Source organism: Streptomyces sp. YGL11-2 (assembly GCF_050054615.1).
In the GTDB taxonomy this organism is placed as follows: Bacteria; Actinomycetota; Actinomycetes; order Streptomycetales; family Streptomycetaceae; genus Streptomyces.
In genome coordinates, this window is record NZ_JBNHIN010000004.1 from 132,299 (window position 1) to 143,922 (window position 11,624).

Consider the following 11,624-nt stretch of genomic DNA (forward strand, 5'->3'; position numbering starts at 1 on the left):
CGTGGCATCCGTACACCCGTCCCCGGGCGTGGGACCCGCCGCGGGATCCGCCGGCGGACCGGGCGAGAGCGACGCGGTGACGCACGCCCTGGGCGGCCTCGGCACCCCCGTCGACTGCACCGGGCTGCGCAACGTCCCCCTGGAGGGGCCGCACGTCCTGTGGCTGGTCACCGGCGGCTTCCTGGACCTCTTCGCCGTCGACGCCGCCCAGGAGGGCCACTGGCACTTCCTCGGCCGCCTCGAAACCGGCGCCCTGCTGCTCGGCCCCGTCGACGGCCCCCAGCACACCCTCTTCGGCCGCCCCTCCCAGGACTGCGGGCTGCGCCGGATCGCGCTGCGCGAACTGCCCCGCCCCGACTACGCCGGCTACGGCGAGCAGGGCGAGTACGCGTACGGCTACGACGACACCTACGGCGGGCAGGCGCCCTCCGCGCTGGAGCACGCCTTCGCGCTCGGCACCGCCCGCAGCCTGGGCGTGCTGTTCGAGGCACCGCTGGACGGCCGGCCCACCGACGAGGCGGTGGCCGACGACGACATCCTCTGGATGCCGGTACCGCCCGGCAGCGTCCAGTACGGCGCCTCCTACAGCGCCGAGGCCGCCGCCGACCTGCTCGTCGACCCCGCGCTGTGGCAGCAGATGGTCAACCAGCAGTACCGGCTGCTGTCCGCCGTCGACCGCTGGATCGAGCAGCTGGAGCGCGCCCACGAGGACCGCACCGCCGCCGGCATCAAGGCGGGCGAGGCCGTCCGCGAACGCGCCGACCAGGCGCTGCTCGCCTCCATCGGCAAGGACCGCTCGGGACGCTCCGCCGCGGGCCGCGACCGGGCCGGCGACGACGCCACCTTCGCGGTCTGCCGCCAGGTCGCCGAAGCCGCTGGGATCACCCTCACCGAGCCCCCCAAGGGCGCCGCGGCCAACGACCGGATCAGCCCCGTCGAACGCATCGCGGTCAGCTCCCGGATCCGCACCCGCGCCGTACGCCTCGACGGGCGCTGGTGGCGCACCGACGCCGGCCCCCTGGTCGGCATGCGCGCCAAATCCGGCGCGCCCGTGGCGCTGCTGTGGCGCCGCGGGGGCTACGAGGCGGTCAACCCCGCCTCCGGCCTGCGGATCCGTATCGGCAAGGACAACGCCGACGAGTTCGGGCAGCGCGCGGTGATGTTCTACCGGCCGCTGCCGGACCGCCCGATGAGCATGTGGCGCCTGATGCGCTTCAGCCTCCGCGGCACCCGCATGGACGTGCGCAATCTCGCCCTCGGCGGACTGGTGACGGTCGGCCTCGGCGCGCTCGTCCCGATCGCCACCGGCAAGGTCCTCGGCGTCTACGTACCGGCCGCCGAACGCAGCCTGATCGTCCAGGTCGCCCTCGCCGTGATCGTCTCCGGCGTGGTGTCCGCCGCCTTCATGCTGCTCCAGAACCTCACCGTGCTCCGCATGGAAGGCCGCATCGAGAGCACCCTCCAACCCGCCGTCTGGGACCGGCTGCTGCGCCTTCCGACGAAGTTCTTCGCCGAGCGTTCCACCGGCGAACTGGCCAGCGCCGCGATGGGCATCAGCGCCATCCGCCGGGTGCTGGCCGGCGTCGGGCCGGTCGCGGTGCAGGCCACCACGGTCGGCGCCATGAACCTCGTCCTGCTGCTGCTCTACAGCGTCCCGCTCGCCCTCGCCGCGGTCGCCATGCTGCTGGTGATCGGCGCGGTGTTCCTGGTCATGGGGCTGTGGGAACTGCGCTGGCAGCGCCGGCTGGTGAAGCTCGGCAACAAGCTCAACAACCAGGCGTTCCAGACCCTGCGCGGCCTGCCCAAGCTGCGGGTCGCGGCGGCCGAGAGCTTCGCGTACGCGGCCTGGGCCCGCGAGTTCGCCCGTTCCCGGGAACTCCAGCAGAAGGCCGGCCGCATCAAGAACCTCACCACCGTCCTCAACACGGTCTACCTCCCGCTCTGCTCCCTGGTCTTCTTCCTGCTGCTGGCCGGCCCCGCCCGTGGCAGCATGTCGGCCGGCTCCTTCCTGACGTTCAACACCTCGGTGACCATGCTGCTCACCTCGGTCACCCAGATCACCGGCGCGTTCGTCTCGGCCGCCGCCGCGCTCCCGATGTTCGAGCAGATCAAGCCGGTGCTGGACGAGGCCCCGGAGGTCCGCGGCGGTAGCGCCCAGCCCGGCCTCCTCTCCGGCGGCATCGCGGCGCGCAAGCTCTCCTTCCGCTACACCGACGACGGCCCCCTGGTCCTCGACGACGTCTCCCTCCAGGTCGAACCCGGCGAGTTCGTCGCCATCGTCGGCCCCAGCGGCTGTGGCAAGTCGACCCTGCTCCGTCTCCTCATCGGCTTCGACAAGCCCTCCTCGGGCAGCGTCCTCTACGACGGCCAGGACCTCGCCGCGCTCGACCAGGCGGCCGTGCGCCGGCAGTGCGGTGTGGTCCTGCAGAACGCCCAGCCGCTCACCGGCTCCCTCCTCGACTGCATCAGCGGCACCGAGGCGTTCACCCAGGAAGAGGTCTGGGCGGCGGCCGAAATGGCGGGCCTGGCCGAGGACATCAAGCGGATGCCGATGGGGCTGCACACCATGATCTCCGGCGGTGGCGCGATATCCGGCGGCCAGCGCCAGCGGCTGATGATCGCCCAGGCACTGGTCCGCCGCCCCCGCATCCTCTTCTTCGACGAGGCCACCAGCGCCCTCGACAACGAAACCCAGCGCATCGTCATCGACAGCACCCGCAAGCTCAGCGCCAGCCGCCTGGTCATCGCCCACCGGCTCTCCACCGTCATGGACGCCGACCGCGTCATCGTCATGGCCGACGGCCGGGTCGTCGAGCAGGGCGCCCCGGCGGACCTGCTCGCGGACACCGGCGGCCGGCTGCACGATCTGGTGCGGCGCCAGTTGGCGTGAGGGGCGGGCCTTCCCGTAATCCTCCCGAACCGCCGCATAGGGTGCACGGCAGTGCCTGCGCGGAGTGCCGGCGGCGGATGGAGGACGAGATGCCCACGGTCAAGCACCTGTTCGATGCGATGCCCCCCGACCGGCGCCGGCGGCTGACCGAAATCGCCCAGGAGGTGTCCTTCCCCCGCGCCAACCGCATCTTCGAGGAGGGCCGCCGGGCCGACCGCTTCTGGATCATCCGCAGTGGCCGGGTCGCCCTCGACCAGCGCGTCCCCGGCCGGCAGGCCGCCGTCGTGGAGACCCTCGGCCGCGACGAACTCCTCGGCTGGTCCTGGCTGTTCCCGCCCTACCTCTGGCACCTCGGAGCGGAGACCCTGAGCGCCGTGGAGGCCGTCGAGTTCGACGCCACCGTCGTCCGCGCCCTGTGCGAGTCCGACCCGGTGCTGGGCCGGGCGATGTACCTCTACGTCGCCGAAACCGTCGCCCAACGGCTGCACGGCACCCGCGTGCGGCTGCTGGAGCTCTACGGGCCCCAGAGCGGCGGGACGGAGCAGATGGAGCTCTAGGTGCGCTGTCCCGGGAGAGACCCCGGGGGCCGGGAACCGGACGTGTGATCCGGCCGACTACCTGTGCCGGGTCGCGGGCGTGACCCCGCGCGTCGGCCGTCGCCTGGAAGCGGGGGCGGAGCGCCTCGACGCGCTGCGGGGCGAAGGCGTCGATGATCATCGGGCGCAGCGCGGTGTGCCGGGGCGGTCCTGATGGAGCAGATGCACCTGGAGCTGGGAGTGCCGCGGCTCCGGCATGATCGAAGCGCGGGCTCGCCAAGCCGCGTTGCCGCGCGAGTGGAGCTTGCCCAGGCGGGGGTCGGTCAGTGCCTGCTGCGCGGCGTCGTACCCCGTGACCAGCCAGGCGCACACCCCGCTGGGGAACCGCACCCGGTGCACCGGGCCGCGCGCCCGCAACTCGGCGTAGAGGGGATACGGGTCGCGCTTGTAGTCGGCGCCGTAGAGGTCGGTGGGGTGGGGCGGTGGGGCCGGGCGGCCTGGTCTGGGCATGGGCGTCTCCTACGGGGCGTCTCCTTGGGGGCGGGCCGGAACGGCTCGGCGTGTGAGAGGTCGGGCGGGAGGCGGACCGGGTTCCCGCCGAACCGGGAAAATTCCCCCGCCCGGGGAAGGGGCGGGACGGGCGGAGCGGGGCCCGGGCGCCTCACGGGCCCGTCCGGGGCTGCACCGGTCGGAACAGGGCCGCCGCACCGGTCCGAACAGGGCCGCGCCGGTCCGAACGGCGCCGCGGGCAAACCCAGTTAGTCGTTCCGCGACGGCCCTGAGTTCCCCTCCGGGAGCGGGAGGAACCTCACGTCGCGAACACCCCCCGATCGTCCGCCCACCTCCGCTCCCACCTGCCACGATGACGCGATGACCACCCCCGCGACGTCCCCCGCGCCACCCCACCGCGAGCAGCGGACGGCCTCCCCCGTCGCCCGGACACCGGCACGTCCCCCGTCCCCCGCACGGTTCCTGCCCGCCCGTCCGGTCGTCGGCTTCCTCGCCCTCCTGGCGCTGCTGTTCGCCCTCTCGTACGCGGTGGGAACCGCCGTCGGCCCCGTGGCACCCGGCCTGCACCCCGCCGACCGCCCCCGCACCGGCACCACCGAACCGACCGGCGATGGAGGCATGGGCGGCATGCCCGGCATGGGCTCCATGGGAGCCCCGTCCCCCGCCCCGGTGACCACGGGAGAGCTGCGATGACACCGGACCCCCACCCCCGCCGGACCCCGCCCGCACCACCCCAACTCACCGCCACCGACGCCGAATCCACCACCTCGACCCTCACCATCGGGGGCATGACCTGCGCCGCCTGCGTGGGGCGGGTCGAGAGGAAGCTCGGGCGGATGGACGGCGTGACCGCGTCGGTGAACCTGGCGACGGGGCGGGCGCGGATCACCCACCCCGCGGCGGTCTCCGTCGGCGAACTCATCGCCACCGTGGAGGCCGCCGGGTTCACGGCACGGCTTCCCGAACCCGTCGCACCGGAGCCCGACGGCACCCGGCGGCCGCCCGAGGACACCGGCCGCCACGACGACGGATCGCGCGCCGAGCGGCAGCGGCTGCTGCTGACCGCCCTGCTGTCCGTGCCGGTACTGGTGCTGTCGATGGTGCCGGGCTGGCAGTTCCGCAACTGGCAGTGGCTGTGCTTCGTGCTTGCCGCACCGGTCGCCGTATGGGGCGCCGCGCCCTTCCACCTCCGCGCGCTGCGGGGCCTGCGCCACGGCGCCGCGACCATGGACACCCTGGTCTCCCTCGGCGTCGCCGCGTCGTTCACCTGGTCCACCTACGCGCTCTTCCTCGGCGGAGCCGGCACGCCCGGCATGACGATGCCGTTCAGCCTGCTGCCCGGCGCCGGTGACGGGACCGCGCACCTGTATCTCGAAGCGGCCGTCGGCGTACCGCTGTTCGTCCTGGCCGGACGCCGGATGGAAGCCGGGGCCCGGCGGGGCACCGGCGCCGCGCTCCGCTCGCTGGCCGAACTCGCCGCGAAGGAGGTGGCGGTACGTGGCGAGGACGGCGGCGAGCGCCGTATCCCGGCCGATCGGCTGCGGGTCGGGGACCGGTTCCTGGTACGGCCGGGGGAGCGGGTCGCCACGGACGGCACCGTCGTCGCCGGCGGCTCGGCACTGGACCTCTCGCTGATCAGCGGTGAGAGCCACCCGGTCGAGGTCGGGCCGGGCTCCGAGGTGGTCGGTGGCGCGGTCAACTCCGGCGGTCTGCTGGAAGTCCGGGCGGACGCCGTGGGCGGCGACACCCAACTCGCCAGGATCACCCGGCTCGTCGAGGACGCCCAGACCGGCAAGACCCGGGCGCAGCGCCTCGCCGACGCGGTGGCCGCGGTCTTCGTGCCCGCCGTGCTGACCGTGTCGGTCACCGTTCTGGGCTTCTGGCTCGGCGCCGGGGCCGATCCGCAGGCGGCCGTCACCGCGGCGGTGGCGGTACTCGTCGTCGCCTGCCCGTGTGCGCTGGGCCTGGCCACCCCGACCGCGCTGCTGGCCGCCACCGGACGCGGCGCCCAGCTCGGAATCCTCGTCAGCGGGCCACGCGCCCTGGAACGACTGCGCCGCATCGACACCGTCGTCCTCGACAAGACCGGCACCCTCACCACGGGGCGGATGACGGTCGGCGCCCTGACACCGCGGGCCGGCGGCCTCGCTCCGGAGGACGCACTCCGGCTCGCCGCCACCGTCGAGCAGGGCTCCGAGCACCCCGTGGCGCGCGCCGTCACCGCGTACGCCCGCGACCGCACCGCGGACCGCCCCCTGCAACCGGCCGACTCCGTACGCGACTTCACCGCCACCCCCGGCCTCGGCGTACGCGGTACGGTGGACGGGCACGAGGTGACGGTCGTCCGGCCGCCGGACGACCCCGGCGACCTCCCGGCTCCGCTGCCGGACGCGGTGCGGGCGGCCGAAACCGCCGGCCGCACGGCGGTCCTCGTCACCGTCGACGGAGTCCCGGAAGCGGTCATCGCCGTCGGCGACACCCTGCGCCCCGACGGATACCGCGCGGTCGACCATCTGCGCCGCCTGGGCCTGCGGCCCGTCCTGGCCACCGGCGACCGCGCGGCCACCGCCCGCACGGTCGCCGGAGCGCTCGCCATCACCGAGATCCACGCCCAGGCCGCCCCCCAGGACAAGGCCGCGCTGGTCACGACCCTCAAGGAGCAGGGCGGCCGGGTCGCCGTGGTCGGCGACGGCGTCAACGACGCGGCGGCCCTCGCGCTCGCCGACCTCGGCATCGCCATGGGCAGCGGCACCGACGCGGCGATCGGCGCCGCGGACGTGACCCTGGTACGCGAGGACCTCCAGGCCATCGCCGACGCCGTACGCCTCGCCCGCCGTACGCTCGGCACCATCCGCGGCAACCTCCTCTGGGCCTTCGGCTACAACCTGGTCACCGTGCCGCTCGCCGCGGTCGGCCTGCTCAACCCGATGCTCGCGGCAGCCGCGATGTCCGCCAGCTCCCTGCTCGTCGTCGGCAACAGCCTGCGCCTGTGCGCCTGGCGGCCCCCGGGCGCCGCACGCTCCGCCCGGCGCACCGACTCACCTCGCGACAAGGCCACTTGGGAGACCTCATGAACCGCCCGCGCCTGGTGGCGGTCGCCGTACCGCTCCTCACCTGCCTGGCGACCCTCGGTACGCTCACGGCCTGGGCCGCGACCGGTAACGCGGGCACCCCCGCCCGGCTGACGGCCGCCGAGGGGCGCGTGCTGATCCCCGCCGGCGACGACGCCACCGCCGCGTTCTTCACCCTGCGCAACACCGGCACCGCGGACGACGTCCTGACCTCGGTCACCGGCCCGGCGGGTCACCGGACCATGCTCAGCCGTGACGTCCCCGCCGGCCGCAACGCCCGCACCATGGCGATGGTCCCCTCCGCGACCGTCCCGGCCGGCGGCTCGCTGACCATGACGCCCGCGACCCTCGACGTCATGATCAGCCCGCCGCCCCGGCTCACCCCTGGCGACCGCCTCACCTTCACCTTTCACTTCCGTGACAGCCCCCCGTTGACCGTGCGGGCCCGTGCGGTTCGCCCCGGTGAGCAGTAGGCGCTTCGCCCCGGCGAGCGGGAGGGGGAGCAGAAGGCGGAGCGGCAGGCGCTCCCGATCACACGGAAGACCTGCCGCTCCGGGCTCCGAAGAGCCGCTCGTCGCCGGGAAGTTCACGGACGGGCCACCGCCCGACCGTGATCCCGCCGCGGCGCCGGGCCGCGGACCGTCAGGCCACGGCGCCGGCGAGATCGCGCGGCTGCCGGTCACCCGTGCCCGGTCTTCCGAACGCCACGCTCCCCGAGGGGGACGCCCGAAGCGCGCCCCCGCCGTCCGCGCCCCGCTGTCCGGTCTCCGTCTCGGTCCCGGCCGCGCTCCCCGCCTCGGCGTCCGCCAGCAGTGCGATCAGCGTCTCCCGGGCACGGGCCACCCGGGACCGCACCGTTCCCACCGGGCAGCCCATCACCCCGGCAGCCGCCGCGTACGGGAGCCCCAGCTGCTGCGTCAGCACGAACGCCTCCCGCCGCTGCGGGGTCAGCGCCGCAAGCAGTTCGGCCAGCGCGATCCCCTCGTCGAAGCCCGGAACCCCGCGCGGCTGCACCCGTTCCGCCGCCGTCTGCCAGTCGTCGGTCGCGGCCAGCCGCGGCCGTACCGCATGGGAGCGGATGCGATCCGCCACCACCCGCCGGGCGATCGCCAGCAGCCAGGTCCGCGCCGACGACCGGCCCTCGAACCGCGGCAGAGCGCGCAACGCGCGTACGTAGGTGTCCTGCACCAAGTCGTCGGCCGCCTGCGCCTCCCCGCTGAGATGCGTCACATAACGCCGCACATCGAGCTGCGTGGCCTTCACGAACTGCTCGACGGCCCGCTCGTCACCGGTGCGGGCGGCCAGCGCCCAGCCGGTCACCGACTCGTCGTCCCGCACACCGTTCCGTGCTCCGTCACGCATACCGGGACCGCCCCTCACCGCGCATGGTGGCGTGATGGAGGATGGGCGCATGCTCTGCTCGCGCATCCGTACGGCACTCTCCGCCCGCCTCGACGGCGAGGAGCTGCCCCCTGGGATCACCGCCCGCGGCCTCGACGGCCATCTCGCGGACTGTCCGGACTGCCGCGCATGGGACGCCCAGGCGCGAGCGCTGACGGCGGCCATCGACCGCGCCGCCGCGCGTGCGGAAGGAGGCGGCCTCCGCACGCGCACCGGCGGCGCCGCGCCATCCGACGCGGGCGCGCCGCCCTCCGACGGACGGGCACCCTCGGCCGGCGGGACCGTGGTTCCGCTCGGCGACCCGGCGGCCGTCGAGGCGCTGCTCGCCCGTGTGCGGCCGGCGCCCGCACCAGACGCCGCACCGGTGGACACGGCCGGTGTACGGACGGACTGACCGACCGGCAGACCCACCGGCCGGTCCCTCGGCGGGTGCCGGATACCCGCTCTCGCCCACCCCTGGGCCGCAAGGCGAAACGGCTACGGCTACGGATCCGGCTACGGATATGGAGAGGGATGCGGGCGGCGGAACCGCCGGCATCCGGACAGGATTCGTCATCGGGAGTCCTCTGGAGTCCTTCGCGTGATCCGGTCATCGCGCATACGGCGCGGACGACCGGTGAAGTCGAAGCCGGACGTCGGGGCACGCGGCGACGGCCTCCGAGGGCGAACGCCCCCGGGGCAACGGCCCTTCAGGGCGAGCCGTTTCGCAGGAGCGGCCGTTGTCCACCCCTGTGTGCGCCTGCGTGTCTCCGTGTCGGTCCGGCCGGGAAGTTCGACCGTGCTGTCAGACGACAGCCGGCTCACGCGGCGGGCCCCGCAAGGACATCGCATGGGCGAGCAGCAACCGGCGTACCGCACACCGCGGCTCCTGCCGGGCGGGGCGCGGGGCCGGTTCCGCATCGGGCAGTACGACCCGCAACACCAGTACCAGGGGCGCGAACAGCCGGGCCGACACGCTCCGTACGAGCCGGAACGCCGCCCGCTCACCGCCCCACAGCCACCACGCACTGAGCAGGGCGACCAGCAGGTGCGCGGCGAGCATGCCGCCGGCGCTGCCGCCGTGCATGCCCGGATGCCCCGACGCCATGCCCGCCATCCCCGGCATGCCGCCCATGGCGTCCATCGCTCCCGGGGAATGCGCCGACCCCATGGGGCCCGTCGACCCCATCTGCCCCATCTGCGACGCCATCCGCGCCGCGTCGATGTCGGCGACCGACAGCCCCTGCCCGCCGCAGAGCCAGGTGTTCGCCCAGTCCCGCGCCAGCGAGGCCCGTTGCCCGTCGGTGGGGGCGGCAAGTGCCTGCCCGAACGAGAACGCGCTGTGCAGCCCCGCCTGGGTGGCCACGGTCAGCAATCCGACCAGTACCGGCCCGCGTTCCCGGCCGGCGAGGCACCATGCCCCGGCCGCCGTCGGCAGACCGGCCGCGAGCAGCATCCAGCCGGGCACCGCGGTTTCCGACATCACCACGTGCCCCAGCGCAGCCAGGAGCACACAGACCGTCGCGAACACCGCGGCGCGCAGCCCCCTCAGAACCCGCCCCGCATCCATGACAGCCCCATCGTCGCACCCCGCCTCCGCGCGGGTCTCCGCACCCCCGTCGCAGGCGCTGTTCGCCGAGTTCGCGCGGGTGCCGGCCCTGGGCGGACATCTGCTGCTCGCCCGGGCCCGCGGGCGTATCCGCCGGTCACCCGTCAGAGGTCCCCGGCGATGCGCTCCCAGCGGTCGGCCAGGGATGACAGCAGGCGCATCAGGTCGGCGCGCTGCACGGGGTCGTACGGCTCCAGCAGCCGTTCGTCGAGCCGGCGGGCCCGTTCGTGGGCGCCGTGGAGGGTCCGCCTGCCCTCCTCGGTGAGATACAGCAGCTTGCGCCGTCCGTCCGCGGCGTCGGCGCGGCGGACTATCAGGCCCCGGCTCTCCAGCCGCCGGGCCACATCCGCCATCGTGGAGGTGTCCAGCGCCACGGCCGAGGCCATCGACCGCTGATCGCGCCCCGGCGCCGCGTCCACGGCCGTCAGCACCGCGAACTGTGGGCCGGTGAGCGTCGGATCGACCGCGCGCGCCCACACCGCGAGATACGCCTGGTAGAGCCGGCGCACCTGGTACCCGGGGGCGGCCGTCAGGGCGTGCGGAATCATGGATTCCGGTGCGCTGGACGCCGGTCCGTCGGGCGCGGACGCGGGGGATGTGGGCACGTGGGGCGCGGTCTCGTCAGCCATGGAGCCACTCAATCACGGTGAACCGGGCCGGCCACCGTGGACCGGCATCGCCATGCTCACATCACCATCATTCACGCCAGCATCGCCCAACTCCGCGCCACCGGCGCGCTCCGCCGGCGCCGCGGCATGGCGCCTCGCCGACGGCGCTCACCCGTGCATCGGGCGCAGCGCCGCCCGCAGTGCCGCCAGTGGCGCCGGGGGGTGTGTCCCAGAAGATCCGGTGGCCCGACTCCGGCACCGCGGTGGGCGAGGCCGACGGCAGCAGCGCCCGTGCCTCCGCGGCCCCGCCGTCGTGACCACGGGGCTGTCCGCGCCGTACAGCAGCGTGGTGGGGCGCGGGCACCCGGGCCACCAGTCGAAGAAGTCCGCCGTCTCGAACCGTGATGGGTGGCGACGACCGCCCGCCGCTCGCAGCCGGACGGCCGGCGGGCCCGCAACTCCTGCTCCCGGCGCGGCCGGCGCGGCCACGACCGGGCCACCTCATCGGCATCCGTACCGCGCTCGGCCGGCGTCAGCTGTCCGAAAGAAGGTGTCCAGGGAGGGTGGGGTACGGCCCGCGGCCGGGGCCGCGGATCGGCGGATCGGCGGATCGGCCGGCACGCTGCCACCGGTCGCCGCCTTGCCGCGCGCCGCGACGACCGCCGCGATCCGCGCGCCCGTCGAATGCCCGAAAAGCACCGGCCGGCCCGGCGCGAGTGCCGCGATGACCGCCTCGGTGTCCTCGGCGTACGCCGCCGGCCCGTAGCCGCCCCCGCCACCCGGGCCCGGGGCCGCGCCGTCCGACAGCCCCCGGCCGCGCACGTCCACCACCAACGGCCGCACCAGGTCGGTGAGTTCCCGTGCGGCGAAGTCCATGAAGTCCATGGCCGCGGCCGGACCGGTGATTCCCGGCAGAGGGGCGTGCCGCGTTGGCCCGTTGCTTTCCTGATGGCCCCTCAGCGGCCGGGCGGCGCGCCCGGTTGCGTCCGGACCGGCCGCCGCACGCACGGCGGGGGGGGG

Annotated in this window: 10 protein-coding genes and 1 pseudogene; 6 read left to right on the plus strand and 5 right to left on the minus strand. The window is 74.8% G+C overall.

The window, feature by feature from the left end; genetic code table 11:
- Position 1 precedes the first annotated feature (1 nt).
- The gene (locus tag ACO1BR_RS06955) at positions 2-2,890 is read left to right on the plus strand and encodes an NHLP bacteriocin export ABC transporter permease/ATPase subunit (protein ID WP_426794124.1); all 2,889 of its coding nucleotides are present in this window, start codon (positions 2-4) and stop codon (positions 2,888-2,890) included.
- Between the two features lie 89 nt (positions 2,891-2,979).
- Entirely contained in the window at positions 2,980-3,447 is a 468-nt protein-coding gene (locus ACO1BR_RS06960) for a cyclic nucleotide-binding domain-containing protein (protein ID WP_426794125.1), read from the plus strand.
- Positions 3,448-3,535: 88 nt separating this feature from the next.
- Here the strand turns inward: ACO1BR_RS06960 and ACO1BR_RS06965 are convergent.
- Positions 3,536-3,936 (minus strand): annotated as a pseudogene (locus ACO1BR_RS06965) (cytochrome P450); the annotation flags it as partial.
- A gap of 360 nt (positions 3,937-4,296) precedes the next feature.
- Here ACO1BR_RS06965 and ACO1BR_RS06970 point away from each other — a divergent pair.
- The 3 genes from ACO1BR_RS06970 to ACO1BR_RS06980 are packed head-to-tail and all read left to right on the plus strand — an operon-like array spanning position 4,297 to position 7,480.
- Positions 4,297-4,629, plus strand: coding sequence for a hypothetical protein (locus tag ACO1BR_RS06970; RefSeq protein ID WP_426794126.1), 333 nt, complete (start codon positions 4,297-4,299; stop codon positions 4,627-4,629).
- Positions 4,626-7,010 carry a heavy metal translocating P-type ATPase gene (locus ACO1BR_RS06975; protein ID WP_426794127.1) on the plus strand — a complete coding sequence of 795 codons (2,385 nt, stop codon included), beginning with the start codon at positions 4,626-4,628 and terminating at the stop codon, positions 7,008-7,010. The genes ACO1BR_RS06970 and ACO1BR_RS06975 overlap by 4 nt, the downstream gene beginning before the upstream one ends.
- Positions 7,007-7,480, plus strand: a complete 474-nt coding sequence (locus ACO1BR_RS06980) for a copper chaperone PCu(A)C (RefSeq protein WP_426794128.1) — start codon at positions 7,007-7,009, stop codon at positions 7,478-7,480. The genes ACO1BR_RS06975 and ACO1BR_RS06980 overlap by 4 nt, the downstream gene beginning before the upstream one ends.
- 169 nt (positions 7,481-7,649) lie before the next feature.
- On the opposite strand, the gene ACO1BR_RS06985 is transcribed toward ACO1BR_RS06980, so the two are convergent.
- A complete protein-coding gene (locus ACO1BR_RS06985; RefSeq protein ID WP_426794129.1) occupies positions 7,650-8,369 on the minus strand; it encodes a sigma-70 family RNA polymerase sigma factor in 720 nt (239 codons plus the stop codon).
- 49 nt (positions 8,370-8,418) lie between these two features.
- Here ACO1BR_RS06985 and ACO1BR_RS06990 point away from each other — a divergent pair, with 49 nt between their 5' ends.
- A complete protein-coding gene (locus ACO1BR_RS06990; protein WP_426794130.1) occupies positions 8,419-8,802 on the plus strand; it encodes a zf-HC2 domain-containing protein in 384 nt (127 codons plus the stop codon).
- Positions 8,803-9,192: 390 nt separating this feature from the next.
- Here ACO1BR_RS06990 and ACO1BR_RS06995 read toward each other — a convergent pair whose 3' ends face one another.
- From ACO1BR_RS06995 to ACO1BR_RS07005, 3 genes are all read right to left on the minus strand, one after another.
- Complete coding sequence (locus ACO1BR_RS06995; RefSeq protein ID WP_426794131.1) at positions 9,193-9,957, minus strand: PE-PGRS family protein; 765 nt, start codon at positions 9,955-9,957, stop codon at positions 9,193-9,195.
- Positions 9,958-10,100: 143 nt separating this feature from the next.
- Positions 10,101-10,625: a MarR family winged helix-turn-helix transcriptional regulator gene (locus ACO1BR_RS07000; protein ID WP_426794132.1), complete on the minus strand. Its 525-nt coding sequence runs from the start codon at positions 10,623-10,625 to the stop codon at positions 10,101-10,103.
- Between the two features lie 480 nt (positions 10,626-11,105).
- On the minus strand, positions 11,106-11,480 hold the full coding sequence (locus ACO1BR_RS07005; protein WP_426794133.1) for an alpha/beta fold hydrolase: 375 nt from the start codon (positions 11,478-11,480) through the stop codon (positions 11,106-11,108).
- Positions 11,481-11,624 lie beyond the last annotated feature (144 nt).

Coding starts and splice junctions, on each gene's coding strand:
- ACO1BR_RS06985 (WP_426794129.1), bottom strand. CDS start 8,369: ATGCGTGACGGAGCACGGAACGGTGTGCGGGACGACGAGTCGGTGACC.
- ACO1BR_RS06980 (WP_426794128.1), top strand. CDS start 7,007: ATGAACCGCCCGCGCCTGGTGGCGGTCGCCGTACCGCTCCTCACCTGC.
- ACO1BR_RS06995 (WP_426794131.1), bottom strand. CDS start 9,957: ATGGATGCGGGGCGGGTTCTGAGGGGGCTGCGCGCCGCGGTGTTCGCG.
- ACO1BR_RS07000 (WP_426794132.1), bottom strand. CDS start 10,625: ATGGCTGACGAGACCGCGCCCCACGTGCCCACATCCCCCGCGTCCGCG.
- ACO1BR_RS06960 (WP_426794125.1), top strand. CDS start 2,980: ATGCCCACGGTCAAGCACCTGTTCGATGCGATGCCCCCCGACCGGCGC.
- ACO1BR_RS06970 (WP_426794126.1), top strand. CDS start 4,297: ATGACCACCCCCGCGACGTCCCCCGCGCCACCCCACCGCGAGCAGCGG.
- ACO1BR_RS07005 (WP_426794133.1), bottom strand. CDS start 11,480: ATGGACTTCGCCGCACGGGAACTCACCGACCTGGTGCGGCCGTTGGTG.
- ACO1BR_RS06975 (WP_426794127.1), top strand. CDS start 4,626: ATGACACCGGACCCCCACCCCCGCCGGACCCCGCCCGCACCACCCCAA.
- ACO1BR_RS06990 (WP_426794130.1), top strand. CDS start 8,419: ATGCTCTGCTCGCGCATCCGTACGGCACTCTCCGCCCGCCTCGACGGC.